Origin of the sequence: Treponema sp. OMZ 857, assembly GCF_024181085.1 — a bacterium.
Classification (GTDB): Bacteria; Spirochaetota; Spirochaetia; order Treponematales; family Treponemataceae; genus Treponema.
Genome location: NZ_CP051147.1, coordinates 549,310 through 567,605 on the forward strand (window position 1 = coordinate 549,310; position 18,296 = coordinate 567,605).

Here is an 18,296-nt window from a genome sequence, read left to right on the forward strand (position 1 = left end):
GGGACATGATGGATTTACTGAAGGAATAAAAGATGGGAGAATGGAAGAAAGTTAGGATTGGGGAGTTCCTGACAGAACGGCAAGGCCGATATAAACCCGATGATAACGCTATCGCAACATATAAACGTCTCGATAAAATAGATTTTTCCGGAACAGCTCATATTTCCGAAAAACCTTCTAAAACCGATATGATTGTTGTTCAGCCGGGTGATTTGGTTATTTCCGGAATTAACGTGGCAAAAGGGGCTATTGCAGTATATCAGGGAACAGAACCCGTTACAGCAACAATCCACTATTCTTCATATATATTCGATGATTCAGTTATTGATTTAGAGTATTTTAAATACTTTGTCAAAAGCCCCGCTTTTATCGAAACCCTGAAAAAGCAAGTAAAAGGCGGAATAAAGACTGAAATAAAACCGAAAGTATTTTTACCGTTAGAAATATCACTCCCGGATTTACCAACACAAAAGCAAATTGTAAAAAAAATTTCTGTAAATCTAAAACGAGTAAATAAACTTGCAAAAGAAATAGAAACTCAAAAAAGATACGCAAAACAACTCCGCCGGAATATTTTGCAGGATGCTATAGAAGGAAAACTTACCGCTGATTGGCGCAAAGAACATCCGGTGCAGAAAGGCAATCCCGACTACGATGCAGAGGCTTTGTTTGAGTCGATTCAGAAGGAAAGGAAAGTTGATAAAAAACGGAAAACGTTACCGCCGATTCTTGATGTGGAAAAGCCTTTTGAACTTCCTACCGGGTGGAAGTGGGTGAGATTGGGGGAGGTTTGTGAAAGTAACTTGGGGAAAATGCTTGATGGAATTAAAAATCAAGGGATTTCAAGAAAGTATTTACGAAATTTGAATGTACGTTGGTTTGATTTTGATTTATCAGATTTACTTGAAATGAAAATACAAGACGAAGAACTTTTAAGATGTTCTGTTCAGAAAGGTGATTTATTGGTTTGTGAAGGAGGATATCCTGGACGTTCTGCAATATGGAATGAGAACTATAATATTTGTTTCCAAAAAGCTATCCATAGAGTTCGTTTTTATTTAATGTCTGACATGCCTATTATATTTAATTATTATCTTTTCTATTTATGTGAAACCAACTAAATTGAAAAGCATCTAACAGGAGAAGGTATTAAACATCTTACCGGTGTTAAATTAAAGCAAATGATACTTGCTTTATCGCCTAGTCAGGAACAGGTAGAAATAGTTAATCAAATTAAAAAACTATTATCAAAAGTAAAACAATTAGAAAATAAAATTTCACAGCGAGAAGAATATACAAATCAATTAATGAAAAGTATTTTGAAAGATACTCTGAAGGAGGATATGTCTTATGGAAAAACAACTGCAAATTAATATTTTACCTATTGAGAATAACAGCTTCTCATTTTCAATGTTTTGTAAAAAATATAATCAGTTTGAAAAAAATGAATTGTTATATTTTACAAGGATTAATGGAGAATTATATGGGGTTTCTTTTTGTGAATATCAAAATTATATAAAACAAGAATTCACATCTTTTGATAATATAGATTTAACAAAATGGTATTTATTTAACTTGTTGCATGAAAATTGTAAAACACATGAAATGAACTTTCAGATATTTAGAAAATTTACGTATCGTATTGATGTTGTAGTGAATTCAGACTATTATGGAGATGAAGTTATTTCAATTACACCTACATATTTAAATTCAAACAAGAAGTTTGGATTTATTTTAAATTATCGATTTAAAAAAAGAGATGAAATACCTTTTTCTATAGAAATACAAAAACGAAGTTTATCGTTAGATAAAAATGGACATGAGAATAAGAATTATTATATTGATAAAAATATTAAAATAATTAACTTTATAAATAAATACTATGAGAAAATTTTTTATTTTCAAGGTATTCTTGTAAAAAAATCATTTGAAACAGTTATAGCAACAACATTAATGACAAAAAGATATGAATTTGGTAATCGACAACAAGATAATTCTCAATTCCAAGGAATTAAAAAATTTGGTCCCTTTAGTAAAGTGAATGCTGATAGTTTGAAATCAAAAATTTGTTTCATCTATAAAAATAATGAAAAAAATTTTTCATATAAATTATATAATGCTCTTGAAGGGAAAACATATTCAACATTTCTTGGGATGGAGAAAATGTTTCAATTTCCTTTAAATAAAAATACTGTTTTAGGGAGAGGTGTTGATGAATATACAGAAGATTCAATTAATATAATTATTTCTGAATTAAAAATGAATTTTCCAGATAGCTTTATCGTTCCTATCCTAATCGTTCCTTGGAATAAGGAAAATGCAACTTCTGAACAACAAAAGTTATATTACAAATTAAAATATTTATTTCTAGTTAATAAAATGCCAAGTCAATTTATCAGTGCTACAAAAGTCATGAATGATAATATCTTAAAATGGAGTGTTTCAAGCCTTGCAATTCAAATCTTTTCAAAACTTGGTGGTAGTCCTTGGATTGTAATTCCAAAAACTAATAACTGTTTAATAATTGGTATTGGGCAAACATATAAACGGAATGAACATTCAAAAATAAATAGATTTTTTTCTTATTCCATACTGACCGATACAACAGGATTGTTTAAAGGAATTAGAATATTAGCTAATACTAATAATCCAGATGACTATGCATATAATTTATCAAAGTCTATAAAAGAGATAGTTGAAGAATATAATAATGATTATTCCTCTTTTGTGATACATACATCTTTTAGAATGAAAAATAAGGATATAAAAATAATAAAAAAACTCTTGATAATATTAAAATAACTAATAATTCAACATTAGCGATATTAAGATTTGATGATCATCATGATTATATATGCTTCGATCAAGATTATAATAGTTTGATTCCTCTCGAAAGTACAAAAATTTGTTTATCTTTTTATAGATTTCTTATATGGTTTGAAGGACAGCAATATGGTCAATTTGCAGTACATCATAGAATTGGTGCACCTATAAAAATAGATATAGATTATCCTGATGATCTTGATTCAGAAAAAATAAATGATTATTTACAAGATTCAATAAATCTGTCAGGAGCAAATTGGAGAGGTTTTAATGCAAAATCAATTCCAATTTCTTTATTATATGCTGAGCTAATTAGTAAATTTGTTTCTGCGTTCGATGAGTATAATCTTGAACCTATTAATATTGAAAATTTTACACCATGGTTCTTATAAGAGGTATATATGTTAAAGTCTGATAGTTTTATTTTTTTATTGGGTGCAGGAGCAAGTTGTGATGCTCACATACCAATTTCTTCTGATATGATGAAAAATGTTGAGGAATTAGTAATATCTGATGAGAAATGGCGAAAATATCGTGATTTATATTATTGTATTAAAAGTGGGATAGTAAATGCTGCTGGTATAAAAGGAATTTTCTCACCAGATGCAGTTAATATTGAGACAATTGTTAACACAATGGAAGAATTATTAAAAAGTTATGGGCATCCATTATATCCTTTCATAGGATCTTGGATACCACGATTAACCGAATTATGTGGAGAAAATTTGATTAATATAAGAGAATTAAAAACTCTTATTCTTGATAAATTATGCAATGTCTGGACAAAGTGTGAAACATCAGAAGATTACGAATACTATAATAATTTTTTCAATTTTCAAAAAGAGTATACTTTTCCTATTTCAATTTTTTCCTTGAATTATGATCTGTGTTTGGAAAAATCGATTGGTGAGGTAAATATACAGCGTGGTTTTGGATTTGACCATATATGGCATTGGGAAAATCTTGATGAATCTTCAACTATAGAAGAACCGATAATCTTATATAAGTTGCATGGATCGATAGATTGGAAAAAAACGGATACGGGTGAAATTAAAGAATCTGAAAAAATAATCCCTGAGGAAACTGCAATTATCTTTGGAACTGCATATAAATTACAATATGTTGATCCTTTTTTATACTTAGTAAATGTTTTCAGAAAAAAAACATTGTCCAGCAATACAAAAGGAATTATCTGCATAGGCTATAGTTTTAACGATGAACATATTAATGGAATGCTTTCACAAGCATTAAAAAAAGATGAGAATAAAAAAATTATTTCAGTTGCACCAGTTATAAACGAGGCCGAAGAACGCAATAGAATAAAAAAAATTAATGAAGAAATAGCAAATAGAATTCAATTTATCCCTGAAAAAGCAAAAGCGTGGTTGGATTCTCTCAATTGTAAAATAATTGAAGATTTATTGGGAGAAAATGATGATCCTTTTTAGAAAAACACACCAGCGTTAGGGATTGTAGGGGCGCGTAGCGTTCTTGCGCAGCAAGAATGGAGCGGCAGCGGAACCCCGGAAAGCCCGACCGCCGCTTGCGGCGGGAACGCCCAAATGAAAAAAAACAGGAGTATATATGCCGAATATTGGTGGAATTATAAAATCATTGCAAAATATTATGCGGAAAGATCAGGGTGTTTCGGGGGATGCGCAGCGCATTGAACAGCTGGGGTGGATGGTTACGCTCAAAATTCTTGATGACAAAGAAGCGGAGCTTGAACTTTTGCATGATGAGTATGTTTCGGTGATGCCGGAAGAATTGAAGTGGCGGAGCTGGGCGGCTGACGGCGAAGGGATTACCGGGGATGAGATGAAAGATTTTGTCGATACGGTATTGTTCCCCGGACTGCAAAATCTTGATGTTTCGACGGGAAATAAACGTGCGGTTTTGCTTCGTGATATTTTTGCGGGGACGAACAACTATATGAAAAACGGCACGATTATCCGGCAGGTGGTGAATAAGCTGAATGAAATTAATTTTAATGCAAGCGAAGACCGGCATCTGTTTGGGGATATTTACGAAAGTTTGTTGCGTGATTTACAGAGTGCGGGGAACTATGGAGAGTTTTACACTCCGCGTGCTGTAACGGAAATAATGACGGAGCTGATAAATCCGCGGCTTGGAGAAAAGGTTCTGGATCCTGCATGCGGTACCGGCGGTTTTTTAACGAGTGCGATAGAAAATATCCGTGCGCAGGATGTTCATTCCGTTGAGGACGTGGCGGTGCTTGCCGAAACTATCCGCGGACAGGAGCTGAAACCGCTGCCGTTTATGCTCTGTGTTACGAATCTGATTTTGCATGATATTGAAGTGCCGAATGTGATGAACGGGGACAGCTTGAACCGCGAATACACGAGCATTACCGAGCGAGATCGCGTTGATGAACACGTCTGGAAGGTCAATATTGAAACCTTAAAAAACAACGGCTATAACCTGGATATAAAAAATCCGTATATAAAGGAAGAAGAAGTGACGCACACCACGGCGGAACTGTTGGAGCTGCTACACCGGTCGTTTATGAAAAGCGATGAGCTGTTGGGGGAACTGCGAGGAGTAGTGACGTAGGGAGAGGGAGCTATTATCTATATGCAACAGGGATTCCGCATTATAAATCGTGTCAAAAAAAATAGTAGCCCCCATGGTATAAATAATGGTAAAATGTTCTTGGAGTGGAACAATGACATTACAAGAAGCATTTGAAAACATTAAAGACGAAAGAATCGACAGATGCAAGAAACACAATCTCATCGATATATTAATGCTTGTGTTTATGGGAGTATTGTGCGGCTATAAAAGTATAGAACAAATACAGTTTTATGCGACATTAAGCGAGCAAACCCTCAAAAAATATCTGAAACTGGAAAATGGCATCCCCAGCAGCGATACGATTCTGCGAGTGCTTGCAAGGATTGATGCAAAGCAGCTTGAAAAGTATTCATAGAATATGCACGAGAGACATTTGGCAAGCATATTGCAGAAAATGAAGTGGTCGCGATTGATGGAAAACTATCCGGCGCTCTGAATATGTATCGACAGGCGAAAATAAAACCGCATAAAGCTGCTCATGTTGTTTCGGCTTGGGCGCATTCTCTGGTGTGTGCTTCGGGCAGGTGAAAACAGAAGAAAAATCAAATGAAATTACCGCCATTCCTGAACTTCTGGATCTGTTAGACTTAAAAGGCATGATTATTACTATAGATGCGATGGGCTGTCAGAAAAAAATCGTTGAGAAAATAGCAGAAAAGGAAGCGGAGTATGTTATTTCTCTGAAAGGAAATCAGCAATCGATACACCGGGATGTAAAAGAGTTCTTTGAGCACCCTTGTGATGGTGCGTATTGTCAGTGTTACCATATTCAGCGAGGAGAATATACCATTGAAATTGGACACGGGCGAATTGAAAACGCACCTGTTATCTTTGCGGGAATATTGATTGGCTTTCAGAAAAGATGAATGGAAGAATCTCAATGGAGTTGGAATGCTCGTGTGCGAAAGAACGGTAAAGAAGACTGGGAAGAAATCCGTTGAACAAAGATATTTCTTGACCTCACTGACAGATGTGCACAAGGCCGCATTTGCGATGAGGGCTCATTGGGGGATAGAAAATAACCTGCATTGGGTTCTCGATGCGATTCTCGATGAGGATTATTGTCTTGTACGGAAAGACAATGCGGCAGCAAACTTAAGCGTCTTACGAAAAATTGTCTTGAATATTCTCAAACAGGTTGACTTCTCGGATATCATAAGCACAAAGAAAATGCCGCTTCTCCATAAGCAACATCTGTGCAACAAACGAGAAGATTGCCTTGATAGAGTATTGCTCTCGTTATAATGCGGAATCCCTGCTATATGCAATACGTATGGCGTATTTACTCACGTAAAAATCTAACCGAAAGGCTTCCGGTTACTCAAGTAAAAATCTAACCATAGCACTCTATGTCCAAGGCTGAGCCATAGAGATAAGTTTACGCTGCAAGTATTGCGTTGTTTCAAGCAGCTGTTGTAAATCCAAGTTGTTCTTCCTGCGGCACAGCTCAGCTTTTACCGCCTCGCTTACATCAGAGCTTTCCATCAGCCTGCAATACGGCGTCTTTGCCGTATCATATTTTTTTATGACCTTTGCGTCTATCCGTTTTTTTGCAATGATCTTCATTGAGGGAAAAAAGAAATTGACCAGTGTATTATATTGCTGATAAAGGTCAGCCATAACCATGCGTGCCGCTTCTCCCTCAAAGCGATAGTAACCGACGATGCGTCTTACGACACTGTCATTTTTCTGTTCAACAAAACAATTATCATTCTTTTTATATGATCTGCTCCGAGTGAAAATAACTTCATTACTTTTACACCATTGCAACAGCTGTGTATTTTTGAACTCACTTCCGTTGTCGCTATCAATACCTTTCATCTGAAAGGGCAGCTTCTCTTTCACATCTTCTATCGCTTCTTTTACCCAGCGGTGAGCTTTGTTTAAAAGGGCTCTTGTTTCTGTCCAGCCGGAATGGACATCGGTAAGGGTAAGCGTGCAAATATACTGTCCTTGGGTACTTATGCCGCAGTTGGCAACGGTGTCAACCTCAAAAAAACCCGGCTTACGTTCATCCCAATCGAAAAAGGTGCGGATGGGAATGAGCTTATTAAGATTCTTTGCAGGTCGTGTTGTTGAAATACCGCGGATGGAATGTTTTGGGATTTCCGGTTTGAGAATCCTGCCCACTGTCGCGCTTGATATGCGGGCGAGTTTTGCTTTCAGTTTTCATCATAGCCGAACTTTTGAGTAAAGTAATCGATATTATCCCGAATGAACGGCACGAGCCGTTTTGCACACAGATACATCGAAAAAATCCACAGCCGGATGACTTCTTGTTGTACGTCTTGACCGTAGTATTTTTCATAGTTCCGCTTTTTACGTGTCTTTGTAATGACCTGTACGCTCTGTCTTGCGACATTGTTAAAGTGCGTGACCTTTACATATGCACTATTTTTCAGAACGTGAATGGCATACTTTCGATTGTAACCGGTTGTTGCGATAAACTCATCGATTATTTTCGTCTTGCTCTTTTTGCTTGCCGTACAGTAACGCTTCGCCGTCTCTTCGGTTAATTTCTTTTTCGTTTTCATGTCTAACCCCATTGCGCCCTTCCTTTGGGCTTCTATTTTGGGTTAGATTTTTACGTGATGCACCGCTTCTTTTTCGGTTAGATTTAACGTGATGCAATGCGTATGGTTGACGTACCGGACTTTTTTCCGTATACTACTCAAACTTTGTCTGAGGAAGCCTTTTTCGGCTAACTCTCCTTAGGTAGTTTTACTTGCCAACTTAGCTCACCTGGCAGAGCAGCACCCTCGTAACGTGCAGGTACTCGGTTCAAGTCCGAGAGTTGGCTTTTTTTTAGTAAGTGATTGTGTTATCATTATTTACAAAATACGTTATTCGAACAATTGGGACGACAATATTAAAGATTATGCTATGCCCCGGTACATAAAACCAATACATGTCCGCTTGCAGTATCTGCGATAAAAGTCTTTACTATGGCTGTCTCATATCCTTTTTCAATCCCAAACAAAGAAAAAAGACTTTTATTCGTGCGGAAGGTTTAATACCCGCTGTTCCTCGGCAATGCTCTGCATCGGGGGGGATTTAGATTTTAAAATAACCAGACAAGAGACTGTACCGTGGCAGATTAGTATACTGCTTTTTTTGTTACTATGCATACCTTGATAGAAATACATAAAAGAAATACAATATAGACATATCAAAAGAGGTGTTTTTATGATGGTTGCTCACGGAAAATTTGAATGGGACAGTAACAAGAATGAGATAAACATCAAAAAACACGGTCTTTCATTTGATGCAATTCTTGAAGTGTTTAATGATCCATACTTTATCGAAAAGATTGATATTGAACATTCAACACTTGAGGAAGAAAGACTAATAGGGATTGGGAGTTTGAACGGTTTTGTAATAATCACGATTGTGTATACGGAACGTGATAGAACAAGGCTTATTTCTTCACGTCTGGCAACAAAAAAGGAGGAGGCTTTTTATTATGAGCAACGAAAAAACTTTAACTGCTGAAAGAGTGGCGGAACTCCGTAAGAACATTGATTTATCGGATATTCCTGAAATTACGGACTTTTCCGGTTTTAAGCCTCGATACCCTGAATACTTCAAGCCAAAAAGAGAGCAAGTATCAATCAGATTGAGCAAATATCTTATTGACCACTTTAGAGCAATGGGAAAAGGTTGGCAAACAAAGGTAAATGATTTCTTAATGGATGCCGTCAACAACGGACAAATTTAATCGACTTTGTTAAACGCAAAAATAACCGAGCCGTAACGTGCAGGTACTCGGTTCAAGTCCGAGAGTTGGCTTTTTTATCTTTTTCCTTTTAATTTCTTCACTAATCCTTATATATTGTGAGACATCCTAAAAAAAAATTAGTTTTTTGCGTTTTTTTGCTTGTTTTTGCGGTGAACCGTGCTATACTGGTACAAGGGTATTGCAGTATGAGTCAGACACAGTTTGTCGTTAAGGGTGATTTTATATCAGCCGTAACAAAAGACCGTCTTGTAGCGCATCCGAATGCGTATGCGCTGTGCGAAAACGGAAGAATAATCGATTTTGTTACCGCATTGCCGGAAGGTCAATGGGAACGTGTTCCCTGTTTTGATTTTTCCGGTATGCTGATTGTCCCCGCCTGTGTTGACTTACACGTTCATGCGCCGCAGTATGCGTTCCGCGGAATGGGGATGGAGCTTGAGCTCATCGATTGGCTGAATACCTATACCTTTCCCGAAGAAGCGAAATATGCGGATGCGGATTATGCTTTGCAGAGCTATCGGCTTTTTACCGATGACCTTGAAGCGAGTCTGTCCTGCCGTGCGGTAATCTTCGGTACCATTCATAACAGCGGTAATCTTGTGTTGGCAGACTTGCTGAAAGCTAAGAAGATGCCGTGCCTCGTCGGCAAGGTGAATATGGATCGGAATGCGCCCGACTACTTATGCGAAACGGCGGAATCATCTTTTGCCGCGACCCAAGCCTTTGTTGATTCATTTAAAAATGATGATGCCGTTGCTCCTATTATAACGCCCCGCTTTGTACCTTCGTGTACGCCCGCTTTAATGGATAATCTCGGCAAGCTGGCAGCAGCTCGGCACTTGCCTATACAGAGTCATCTTTCGGAAAATAAAAAAGAAATCGCGTGGGTGAAGGAGCTTCATCCCGAATGCAAAAATTATGCCGAAGTATACGAACGCTACGGTCTTTTAACCGATAAAACCATCCTCGCTCATTGTGTGCATCCTACCGACGCAGAAATAGAATTGCTGATTCGGCGCGGCACGTATATTGCGCATTGTCCCGAATCAAATATCAATTTAACCAGCGGCATTGCACCGATTGCGCGTCTTTTGGATGCGGGCGTTCATATCGGGCTTGGCTCAGATGTGGCTGCCGGTTCTCAACTCTCTCTTTTTAAAGCGATGATGTCGGCGCTTCAAGTGTCAAAAATGCGGCGGTATTTTTATGAAGGAGAACGTGCGCTTTCCGTATCGGAGGCCTTATACCTCGGAACGAAAGGCGGCGGTTCCTTCTTCGGCGATACCGGCAGCTTTGAAAAAAACTTCTGGTTTGACGCAGTAGTGATCGATGATACGCAGTTGAGTGCACGTACCGATTTTTCCGTTGAGCAGCGGCTGGAACGGGCGCTCTATTTAACGGAATGGCACAACATGGTTGCAAAATTCGTACAAGGCCGTTGCGTATGGGATAAACGGGAGGAGATATAATTATGGATGAAAAAAGGTTTATCGATATTGCGGCAGGGCGGGTAAAAGCCGATCTGGTGTTAAAAAACGCTTTTGTGCTTAATGTATTTACCAAAGAGTTTATTAAACAGGATGTTGCGATAGCGGACGGGTATATCGCCGGAGTCGGACAGTACGAAGGCGTTGTAGAAAAAGATTTAACCGGCAAGTTCGTGTGTCCGGGGCTTATCGATGCGCACCTGCATATTGAGTCCACGATGGCGTCTCCGCGGAATTTTGCCCGGCAGGCGCTCCGCTGCGGTACTACCGCCGTTATTGCCGACCCGCACGAAATTGCCAACGTTGCGGGTGTTGACGGTATCCTCTATATGCTGGAGGATGCGCGGAAGGCGGTGTTTGCCGGTACGAACCAGCCGCTTGTTTCCATCTATTTTATGATTCCTTCCTGCGTGCCCGCTACCGATTTTGAACACACCGGCGGCGCGATTACCGTGTACGATATAGAAAAACTGTTAGATGAGCCGAACGTACTCGGCCTCGGCGAGATGATGAATTATCCTGCAGTCATCTGTGGGGATGAAGCCGTATTGAAAAAGATATCCGCGGCTCGGGAAAAGAAAAAGATATGCGACGGTCATGCGCCGTGCGTGCGCGGCCGCGATTTACAGGCATACTGTGCCGCCGGTATCCGTACCGATCACGAATGCGCTTCCTACGATGAAGCATTTGAAAAATTGCAGCAGGGAATGTACATCCTGATACGCGAAGGATCTTCCGCTCAGGATTTGGAACCCATCGTACGCGGTATGCTGGAGCATAAAACCGATACGAGCCGCTTTGCGTTCTGTACCGACGATAAAAAAATGAGCGATATTTTAGCGAACGGACACATCAACAATAATGTACGCAAAGCGGTGTCGCTCGGGTTATCTCCGGAAGATGCGCTGTGTATGGCGAGCTTCCATGCGGCGCAGTGTTACGGTTTGAGCGGCAGGGGGGCTATCGCTCCGCGACACTATGCGGATATTGTCGTATTTGATAATATAACGGACTTTTCAATCGATTCGGTGTATAAGGCCGGTATTGAAGTTTCTTCCGTTCCGATGGCGCAAGAAACGGAATCGGCGGCGGCAGAGGAACCGTCTTCGTTCTCCATTCAACGGATTACCGACAGCGTGCATGTTGTTCCCGTGTCTCGGAGCGCCTTTACTGCCGATCATTTTATGCCGTCGGGTTCCGATAATTTCCATGTTATCGGAATGCAGCGGGGAACGCTTTTTACGAAGCATTTGGTGTTTCCGCGGCAGGAATGCGCTGAGATGCTTAAAGACGGCAAGCTCTGCTATTTGGCGGTGCTGGAGCGGCACAAGAACACCGGCAATATCGGCCGCGCTTTGCTGCACGGGTACGGAGTGTCGAACGGAGCCATCGCGTCGAGTATCGGGCATGATTCGCACAATATCATCGTAGCCGGTTCCAATGCGGCCGATATGCACCGTGCCGTTGAACAAGTAATCGATATGAAAGGCGGCGTGGCTGTCGTACAAAACGGCACGGTGCTCAGCAAGTTTGCATTGCCGATTGCCGGTTTGATGAGTGCTATGGAACCGGTGCAGCTCGCCGACTGTATTCACGACGCAGCCGAGAAAGCGCATACTGTCGGCGTATACCCCGAAGTTGAACCGCTGATCGGTTTGTCGTTCCTTGCGCTGCCGGTTATCCCCGAATTAAAATTGACGGATTCCGGTTTGTTTGATGTAGTAAAATTTCAATTTATATAGGGAGGTAAAAATGATAGTTGGAAAAGCGGTGCCCCGTGTCGATGCTTACGATAAGGTAACCGGCAGGGCAAAGTATGTTGACGATTATTTTCACAGTGATTTTTTAGTCGCAAAGGTATTGCACAGCACCATTGCGAACGGCCTGGTAAAAAAAATCGATACGAGCGCTGCGGAAAAAATCCCCGGCGTGGTTAAGATTGTTACCTGTTTCGATGTGCCGGATATTTGTTTCCCGACTGCGGGACACCCGTGGTCTACCGAGGAGGCACATCAGGATATTGCCGACCGCAAGCTGCTCAACAAAAGAGTACGCTTTTACGGGGATGATATTGCTGCCGTTATTGCGGAAGATAATGTCGCCGCCGAGCGCGCGTTAAAGGCCATCACTGTTGAATATGAAGAATATCCGCCTATTCTGGATGTGCATCAAGCGATGTCCCCCGACGCGACCGTTTTACACGAAGCGTTCCCGGGCAATGTGCTGAAGCATACGGTGTTTAGCGTGGGTGAGTATGAGGAAACGCCGGATGATCCCGATACGGTTATGTTTGAAGGCGATTATGCGGTCTCTCCGATTTCTCACTGCCATATTGAAAATCCCGGCTCGTATGCCTATATGAAGGGCGGAAAGATTATCGTGGTGTCTTCCACGCAGCTGCCTCATATCTGTCGCCGCGTGTGCGGACAGGCGCTCGGAATCGACTGGGGAAAAATACGGGTTATCAAGCCGTATATCGGCGGCGGCTTCGGCAATAAGCAGGACATCCTGTATGAACCGCTGAACGCTTACCTTTGTACGCTCGTAGGCGGCCGCTGTGTGCAGCTGTCCGTTTCGCGTGAGGAAACCTTTATGTGTACCCGCACGCGCCATGCGATGGAATTCCATATGAAGACCACGGTGCGGAAATCCGACGGCAGGTTCATTTCGCGCAAAATGCTCTGCTATTCCACAAAGGGCGGTTACGCTTCACACGGACACGCCATTACCGCGAATGCCTCCAACGAGTTTAAGCAGCTCTATTCGGCGGAAAAGGGAATCATTTCCGAAGCGTATTCCGTGTTTACCAATCATATTACCGCAGGGGCTATGCGCGCGTATGGGATTCCGCAAGCGGATTTTGCCCTTGAATCTTTTATGGATGATATGGCGCTCAAACTGAATATGGATCCTATCGATTTGCGGCTCAAGAACTGTATGCGGGAAGGGTATGAAGATCCCGTTACAAAGATTAGAGCAAACTCGGATGGGCTCTATCAATGCTTGCAGAAAGGCCGCGAGGTGTTCCACTGGGATGAGCTGCGGAAAAAGTATGCGAATCAAACAGGGCCGGTGCGCCGCGGTGTCGGAGTTGCCTGCTTTAACTACAAAACCGGCGTTTACCCCATCTCGCTCGAAACTGCGGCTGCCCGTATCATGCTCAATCAGGACGGCAGTATTCAAATTCAGATGGGTGCGACGGAAATAGGGCAGGGCGCCGATACGGTGTTCTGCCAGATGGCTGCCGAGGTGCTTTCGCTGCCAATGGATAAGGTCTATATTTTTTCCGAACAGGATACCGATGTCAGCCCGTACGACAGCGCGGCTTATGCTTCACGGCAAACGTATGTCAGCGGCAAGGCAATTAAGAAAACTGCCGAATCGCTTAAACGGAAGATATTGGACTATGCGGCGGGAATGCTCGATATGAAGGCCGATGAACTTGATCTTCAGCATGAAAAAATTATTGTCCGCAGCACCGGCGAAGAGCGGCTCACCTTGGAAGAGGTCGCAATGGAAAGCTGTTACAGTATGAAGGAATCCAATCACCTCAGCGCGGAAGAAACGTCGCATTGTACCGATAACTGCTTTTCGTTCGGCGCAACCTTTGTTGAGATTGAGGTTGATATACCGGTCGGCAAAATCAAGGTACTGAATATTTTGAACCTGCACGACAGCGGTACGCTTATCAATCCACAGCTTGCGGCGGCTCAGGTACACGGCGGCATGGGAATGGGACTCGGCGCTGCGACTGCCGAACAGATGCTTTACGATAATAAAGGCAAGCTGCTGAACGGAAACCTTTTGGACTATAAGCTGCCGACAGCGATGGATCTTCCCGACTTACACGAGCTGTTTATCGAAAATGCCGATCCCACCGGCCCCTTCGGGAATAAATCTTTGGGCGAGCCGCCGATTATTTCGCAGCCGCCGGCAATCCGCAATGCGCTGCTTCATGCCACCGGCGTTGCCATTAACAAGCTGCCGCTTAATCCTCAGCGGCTTTTTGAAGCGTTCAGCGAGAGCGGGCTGCTGAAGGAGGTAATCTAATATGTACGATATGGAAAGTTTTTATCAAGCGACATCAATCTCCGATGCCGTAAGCGCCTTAGTCCGCACCGAAAACCCGGTTATCCTTGCCGGCGGCACCGACGTGCTGATTCAAATGCGGGAAGGTAAACTTGCCGGACGGAATGTCGTGTCTATTTTCGGCATCCCCGAATTGCGCGGGGTGAGCATAGATGAGGAAGGTACTATCCGCATCCGGCCGCTGACGGTCTTTAGCGAATTAACCGGAAGCCCCATCGTGCAAAAGCACTTACCGATGCTCGGCTATGCGGCCGATCAGGTAGGCGGGCCTCAGATACGGAATATGGGAACCGCAGGCGGGAATATCTCCAACGGTGTAACCAGCGCCGACACCGCGCCGAGCCAGCAATGCTATAACTCGGTTGTCGAAATTACCGGCCCGGACGGAGTGCGGCTGGTTCCCGTACAGGAGTTTTACGTATCTGCCGGAAAGGTGGTGCTGCAAAAAGGCGAGTTGGTAACCTCATTCCTCATTAAAAAGAAGGACTACGAAGGCTTTACCGGCGACTACATCAAGTATGCGATGCGTAATGCGATGGATATTGCGAACTTGAGCTGCGCTTCCCTTGTAAAAACCAAACGGGAAAACGGCGCCTTAAAAATCGATGAGGTGCGTATGTGCTTCGGCGTTGCTGCTCCGGTGCCGCTCCGCTGTAAAAATACTGAGGCTTTTTTGACCGGTAAAGAAATCAACGATGCATTATATGAAGGCTTGCAGGAAGTGCTCCTCACGGATATCAATCCCCGTGACTCGTGGCGCGCGTCAAAAGCGTTCAGAGTTAATACCGCTAAGCAAATAGCGGTGCGATCTTTACGGAAAGCTATCGAGCGGCAGGAGGTGTAAGCATGTTGAAAATTATTAGTATGAAGGTAAACGGGAAGCAGCGCGAGCTTGCCGTTGATGTTCGGGAATCGCTTGCCGACGCGCTTCGCAATAGGCTTGCGTTGACCAGTGTTAAAAAAGGCTGTGAAGTAGGAGAATGCGGCGCCTGTACCGTGTTGGTGGATGGAGTGTCTGTCGATAGCTGTATTTACCTTGCGGTTTGGGCTGACGGAAAGAGTATTTTAACGGTAGAAGGATTGCAGGGTGAAAACGGAGAACTCAATCCGGTGCAGCAGGCCTTTATCGATGAAGCGGCGGTTCAATGCGGCTTCTGTACTCCCGGGCTTATTTTGACGGCGGTAGAAATTGTCGGCAGCGGAAAGCTGTATACACGGGAGGAGCTGCGTAAGCTTATCTCCGGACACCTCTGCCGCTGCACCGGCTACGAAAACATCCTCCGCGCAGTCGAAAAAGCGATGAAGCAAAACCTTGAGCAAATGAAAAAGGCAGGAGCGTAAGGTTCGGGGCTTGAGCATTGGGCGCCGCTAAAAATCGTAAGCCTATCCGAGATGATGTTTCTCATAAGTTTTGGAGTACCAATAACTTATGAAAAACATTGTATGAAACGCCTATTTTTTATGCAGCTTTTTTACTGTGTGCTGTACTTGTTTTTGCGGTTGATGATGATATAGAAGACACATCTCAGCCGCTTTTTTTTGTACAATAACTATCGGGACGGCTGTTTTTATATGCATTATACTCTCCATAGGTTTTGGAGCAAAAGATGAATATCATTCAATCATTTAACGGAGCGATGGCTTATATTGAAAGGACTATTGAGACAGGGTGTGATGAAGCGGAGATTGCGCGCATTTCCGGCTATTCCTATCCGCTATTCAGCAGAATCTTTTCGATATTGGTCGGGTATCCTTTAAATGAATATCTCCGTTTTAGAAAGCTCAGCCGAGCTGCCGCCGATTTGCGCAATACCGATGCTAAGATTATCGACATAGCATTGGCGTACGGCTATGAATCGCCTGATTCTTTTGCAGCTGCGTTTAAGAAATTCCACGGCGTCAGTCCGAGCGCGGTTCGGAACGGAAAAGAATTTAAATCATTTGCTCCAATTAAATTATCTTTAACCGTCAACGGAGGGCAAACTATGGAAGTCAAAATTGAAAAAAAGAGCGGATTTACGCTTGCAGGTATTCAAGTCGATGCGGATCGAACCAGTGATTTTCCGAAAGTCTGGGGCAGCCTTTTTGAAAAAGCTTCGCACGAAGAACTTGCAAAACTCGGAAACGGTAGGAGCTTCGGCATCTGTTCCGAGGTAAAAGACGGCAAAACGTTTACTTATGCAGCGGCATATGATTGCCGTGACGCACAAAAGGCGGCCGAACTCGGCTTGTCGGTGATGCACATCCCGGAAGCTGAATACGCAGTAGTCCAGCTGAAAGGCTCCGTTCCCAACTGCATCCACCAAGGCTGGAAGTATGTTATGGAAACCTTCTTTCCCGAACAAGGGTACTGTCATGCCGGTACTCCCGACTTTGAAGCATATTCGGAAGGAGATATGTACAGCAAGAATTACACGATGGAGCTATGGGTGCCTATTGTAAAGGCATAAGGCTGTGAGTTACTCTTCCTCCGCAGTTCTGCATACGAGGTTGCTGCTGCGGGGGGAGGCTAATTATTTTCTATGCTCAATAATCCATCCTTTTATGTCATTTTTAGACATTTTCCCCGAAGCAATGTCTAAACCAAAATCAATCAATTATTGTTGTGAATAATTTACTTCAATATTATTCAACTTTAAAAAAAGCAACATTAAATGTACGCCGATTCTTTTGTTTCCATCTATAAAAGGGTGATTCTCAATCAAAGAGTAGCACAGCTGCGAAGCCTTGTCTAAAATATCAGGATAAAGATTGTTCCCGCCAAAAGTTTGAAATGGTGTTTTCAATGCTGAATCCAAAAGCTGCGCGTCACGTATACCATCCATACCGCCTGTCTTTTCGATAAGAGACCTGTGGATTTTTACTACTTGTTCATACTCAAAGAAAATCATTTAGCTAATTCCTGATACGCTTGCTTATTCTGATCAATGAGAAAATCGGAAATTGCAAAAAGTTTTTCATCAGAAACGGTATGATATGGCTTTTCATCTTCCAAAACGGTTATTATTACTTTTCTGCCATTATAATATTCAAGCGAAGTATAATCTGTAAGAATGGTGTTTCCCTGAATAATCCCAGTTATTGCAAACATTTTGCTGCCTCCGGGTGGTATTATAGCATATATTGATTGTTTTTTTACAGAGCTTTTCATAAACATACCCCCTGGTACTCTGATTCGAAGGATGGGATTATTGTCAAATTAATTGATAAATATAACAATATCTGTTTGGGGCATAATAAATTCCGATTGGGGTAGAACGCCCTAATACCGCTTAAATTTCCCTTTAGGGATTCCGGCTTATCTATCTCCTCAAAAGTACGTCGCTGAATATCTTTGATAAGCCCGTTTATTTTTTTCAGTGTCTTCTTATCCTGTGCCTGCCAATATAAATAATCATCCCATGCCCTATCTTCCCATAATAGCCGCATTACTCTGCCTCAATCAACTCATGCTCGGCAAAATGAGCCTTTCCCTCTTTTATATCACGCACAATATTTTCAAGATAGCGGATATTACTTTCAGAATAGAACGGGTCAACGGCGACTTGTTTTTTCTAGGCTTA

22 protein-coding genes and 1 tRNA gene are annotated in these 18,296 nt (G+C 42.1%); 18 read left to right on the forward strand and 5 right to left on the reverse strand.

The features are described from left to right. Positions 1 to 32: 32 nt before the first annotated feature. From E4N66_RS02490 to E4N66_RS02530, 9 genes are all read left to right on the forward strand, one after another. Positions 33 to 1,121: a restriction endonuclease subunit S gene (locus E4N66_RS02490; RefSeq protein ID WP_253728845.1), complete on the forward strand. Its 1,089-nt coding sequence runs from the start codon at positions 33 to 35 to the stop codon at positions 1,119 to 1,121. Positions 1,122 to 1,181: 60 nt separating this feature from the next. Further along, on the forward strand, positions 1,182 to 1,373 hold the full coding sequence (locus tag E4N66_RS02495; RefSeq protein ID WP_253728846.1) for a restriction endonuclease subunit S domain-containing protein: 192 nt from the start codon (positions 1,182 to 1,184) through the stop codon (positions 1,371 to 1,373). Continuing rightward, a complete protein-coding gene (locus tag E4N66_RS02500; protein ID WP_253728847.1) occupies positions 1,351 to 2,802 on the forward strand; it encodes a Piwi domain-containing protein in 1,452 nt (483 codons plus the stop codon). The genes E4N66_RS02495 and E4N66_RS02500 overlap by 23 nt, the downstream gene beginning before the upstream one ends. A 77-nt stretch (positions 2,803 to 2,879) precedes the next feature. Then, positions 2,880 to 3,215 (forward strand): hypothetical protein, encoded by a 336-nt coding sequence (locus tag E4N66_RS02505; protein ID WP_253728848.1) that lies wholly within the window; start codon positions 2,880 to 2,882, stop codon positions 3,213 to 3,215. Positions 3,216 to 3,224: 9 nt separating this feature from the next. Next, a complete protein-coding gene (locus E4N66_RS02510) occupies positions 3,225 to 4,271 on the forward strand; it encodes an SIR2 family protein (protein ID WP_253728849.1) in 1,047 nt (348 codons plus the stop codon). 136 nt (positions 4,272 to 4,407) lie between these two features. Continuing rightward, entirely contained in the window at positions 4,408 to 5,397 is a 990-nt protein-coding gene (locus E4N66_RS02515) for a class I SAM-dependent DNA methyltransferase (RefSeq protein WP_253728850.1), read from the forward strand. Positions 5,398 to 5,509: 112 nt separating this feature from the next. After that, positions 5,510 to 5,773 (forward strand): transposase family protein, encoded by a 264-nt coding sequence (locus E4N66_RS02520; RefSeq protein WP_253728214.1) that lies wholly within the window; start codon positions 5,510 to 5,512, stop codon positions 5,771 to 5,773. 169 nt (positions 5,774 to 5,942) lie between these two features. Beyond that, complete coding sequence (locus E4N66_RS02525; protein ID WP_371922445.1) at positions 5,943 to 6,284, forward strand: ISAs1 family transposase; 342 nt, start codon at positions 5,943 to 5,945, stop codon at positions 6,282 to 6,284. Further along, positions 6,265 to 6,663, forward strand: a complete 399-nt coding sequence (locus E4N66_RS02530) for an ISAs1 family transposase (RefSeq protein ID WP_253728211.1) — start codon at positions 6,265 to 6,267, stop codon at positions 6,661 to 6,663. Before E4N66_RS02525 ends, E4N66_RS02530 begins: the two co-directional genes overlap by 20 nt. Before the next feature lie 102 nt (positions 6,664 to 6,765). On the opposite strand, the gene E4N66_RS02535 is transcribed toward E4N66_RS02530, so the two are convergent. Both E4N66_RS02535 and E4N66_RS02540 read right to left on the reverse strand, forming a co-directional pair. Continuing rightward, positions 6,766 to 7,548 carry an integrase catalytic domain-containing protein gene (locus tag E4N66_RS02535; protein WP_253728851.1) on the reverse strand — a complete coding sequence of 261 codons (783 nt, stop codon included), beginning with the start codon at positions 7,546 to 7,548 and terminating at the stop codon, positions 6,766 to 6,768. 32 nt (positions 7,549 to 7,580) lie between these two features. Continuing rightward, complete coding sequence (locus tag E4N66_RS02540) at positions 7,581 to 7,964, reverse strand: hypothetical protein (protein WP_253728852.1); 384 nt, start codon at positions 7,962 to 7,964, stop codon at positions 7,581 to 7,583. Positions 7,965 to 8,145: 181 nt separating this feature from the next. Between E4N66_RS02540 and E4N66_RS02545 the strand changes: the two genes are divergently transcribed. From E4N66_RS02545 to E4N66_RS02585, 9 genes are all read left to right on the forward strand, one after another. Further along, positions 8,146 to 8,218: transfer RNA gene (locus tag E4N66_RS02545), tRNA-Thr, on the forward strand. A 386-nt stretch (positions 8,219 to 8,604) separates the two neighbouring features. Next, positions 8,605 to 8,910, forward strand: coding sequence for a BrnT family toxin (locus E4N66_RS02550; protein ID WP_253728853.1), 306 nt, complete (start codon positions 8,605 to 8,607; stop codon positions 8,908 to 8,910). Continuing rightward, positions 8,882 to 9,136: a BrnA antitoxin family protein gene (locus E4N66_RS02555; RefSeq protein ID WP_039925512.1), complete on the forward strand. Its 255-nt coding sequence runs from the start codon at positions 8,882 to 8,884 to the stop codon at positions 9,134 to 9,136. Before E4N66_RS02550 ends, E4N66_RS02555 begins: the two co-directional genes overlap by 29 nt. A 206-nt stretch (positions 9,137 to 9,342) precedes the next feature. Beyond that, entirely contained in the window at positions 9,343 to 10,626 is a 1,284-nt protein-coding gene (locus E4N66_RS02560; RefSeq protein ID WP_253672971.1) for an amidohydrolase family protein, read from the forward strand. Positions 10,627 to 10,628: 2 nt separating this feature from the next. Next, on the forward strand, positions 10,629 to 12,386 hold the full coding sequence (gene ade, locus E4N66_RS02565) for an adenine deaminase (protein ID WP_253672970.1): 1,758 nt from the start codon (positions 10,629 to 10,631) through the stop codon (positions 12,384 to 12,386). Positions 12,387 to 12,396: 10 nt separating this feature from the next. After that, positions 12,397 to 14,694: a xanthine dehydrogenase subunit XdhA gene (xdhA, locus tag E4N66_RS02570; RefSeq protein WP_253672969.1), complete on the forward strand. Its 2,298-nt coding sequence runs from the start codon at positions 12,397 to 12,399 to the stop codon at positions 14,692 to 14,694. Position 14,695: 1 nt separating this feature from the next. Beyond that, positions 14,696 to 15,577, forward strand: a complete 882-nt coding sequence (gene xdhB, locus E4N66_RS02575) for a xanthine dehydrogenase subunit XdhB (RefSeq protein WP_253728854.1) — start codon at positions 14,696 to 14,698, stop codon at positions 15,575 to 15,577. A 2-nt stretch (positions 15,578 to 15,579) separates the two neighbouring features. Further along, a complete protein-coding gene (gene xdhC / locus E4N66_RS02580) occupies positions 15,580 to 16,074 on the forward strand; it encodes a xanthine dehydrogenase subunit XdhC (RefSeq protein WP_253728855.1) in 495 nt (164 codons plus the stop codon). A gap of 266 nt (positions 16,075 to 16,340) precedes the next feature. Then, positions 16,341 to 17,183: an AraC family transcriptional regulator gene (locus E4N66_RS02585; protein ID WP_253728856.1), complete on the forward strand. Its 843-nt coding sequence runs from the start codon at positions 16,341 to 16,343 to the stop codon at positions 17,181 to 17,183. A 147-nt stretch (positions 17,184 to 17,330) separates the two neighbouring features. Here E4N66_RS02585 and E4N66_RS02590 read toward each other — a convergent pair whose 3' ends face one another. Genes E4N66_RS02590 through E4N66_RS13080 form a run of 3 tightly spaced genes read right to left on the reverse strand, consistent with a single transcriptional unit; the run spans position 17,331 to position 18,162 of the window. Then, on the reverse strand, positions 17,331 to 17,624 hold the full coding sequence (locus E4N66_RS02590) for a type II toxin-antitoxin system death-on-curing family toxin (protein ID WP_253728857.1): 294 nt from the start codon (positions 17,622 to 17,624) through the stop codon (positions 17,331 to 17,333). After that, a complete protein-coding gene (locus E4N66_RS02595) occupies positions 17,621 to 17,884 on the reverse strand; it encodes a hypothetical protein (protein ID WP_253728858.1) in 264 nt (87 codons plus the stop codon). The genes E4N66_RS02590 and E4N66_RS02595 overlap by 4 nt, the downstream gene beginning before the upstream one ends. After that, positions 17,881 to 18,162, reverse strand: coding sequence for a type II toxin-antitoxin system YoeB family toxin (locus E4N66_RS13080; protein WP_371922446.1), 282 nt, complete (start codon positions 18,160 to 18,162; stop codon positions 17,881 to 17,883). The genes E4N66_RS02595 and E4N66_RS13080 overlap by 4 nt, the downstream gene beginning before the upstream one ends. Between the last annotated feature and the right edge of the window lie 134 nt (positions 18,163 to 18,296).

Coding starts and splice junctions, on each gene's coding strand:
- xdhA (WP_253672969.1), top strand. CDS start 12,397: ATGATAGTTGGAAAAGCGGTGCCCCGTGTCGATGCTTACGATAAGGTA.
- E4N66_RS02510 (WP_253728849.1), top strand. CDS start 3,225: ATGTTAAAGTCTGATAGTTTTATTTTTTTATTGGGTGCAGGAGCAAGT.
- E4N66_RS02515 (WP_253728850.1), top strand. CDS start 4,408: ATGCCGAATATTGGTGGAATTATAAAATCATTGCAAAATATTATGCGG.
- E4N66_RS02550 (WP_253728853.1), top strand. CDS start 8,605: ATGATGGTTGCTCACGGAAAATTTGAATGGGACAGTAACAAGAATGAG.
- E4N66_RS13080 (WP_371922446.1), bottom strand. CDS start 18,162: ATGCGGCTATTATGGGAAGATAGGGCATGGGATGATTATTTATATTGG.
- E4N66_RS02520 (WP_253728214.1), top strand. CDS start 5,510: ATGACATTACAAGAAGCATTTGAAAACATTAAAGACGAAAGAATCGAC.
- xdhB (WP_253728854.1), top strand. CDS start 14,696: ATGTACGATATGGAAAGTTTTTATCAAGCGACATCAATCTCCGATGCC.
- xdhC (WP_253728855.1), top strand. CDS start 15,580: ATGTTGAAAATTATTAGTATGAAGGTAAACGGGAAGCAGCGCGAGCTT.
- E4N66_RS02560 (WP_253672971.1), top strand. CDS start 9,343: ATGAGTCAGACACAGTTTGTCGTTAAGGGTGATTTTATATCAGCCGTA.
- E4N66_RS02555 (WP_039925512.1), top strand. CDS start 8,882: ATGAGCAACGAAAAAACTTTAACTGCTGAAAGAGTGGCGGAACTCCGT.
- E4N66_RS02490 (WP_253728845.1), top strand. CDS start 33: ATGGGAGAATGGAAGAAAGTTAGGATTGGGGAGTTCCTGACAGAACGG.
- E4N66_RS02585 (WP_253728856.1), top strand. CDS start 16,341: ATGAATATCATTCAATCATTTAACGGAGCGATGGCTTATATTGAAAGG.
- E4N66_RS02495 (WP_253728846.1), top strand. CDS start 1,182: ATGATACTTGCTTTATCGCCTAGTCAGGAACAGGTAGAAATAGTTAAT.
- E4N66_RS02595 (WP_253728858.1), bottom strand. CDS start 17,884: ATGAAAAGCTCTGTAAAAAAACAATCAATATATGCTATAATACCACCC.
- E4N66_RS02590 (WP_253728857.1), bottom strand. CDS start 17,624: ATGATTTTCTTTGAGTATGAACAAGTAGTAAAAATCCACAGGTCTCTT.
- E4N66_RS02540 (WP_253728852.1), bottom strand. CDS start 7,964: ATGGGGTTAGACATGAAAACGAAAAAGAAATTAACCGAAGAGACGGCG.
- E4N66_RS02500 (WP_253728847.1), top strand. CDS start 1,351: ATGGAAAAACAACTGCAAATTAATATTTTACCTATTGAGAATAACAGC.
- ade (WP_253672970.1), top strand. CDS start 10,629: ATGGATGAAAAAAGGTTTATCGATATTGCGGCAGGGCGGGTAAAAGCC.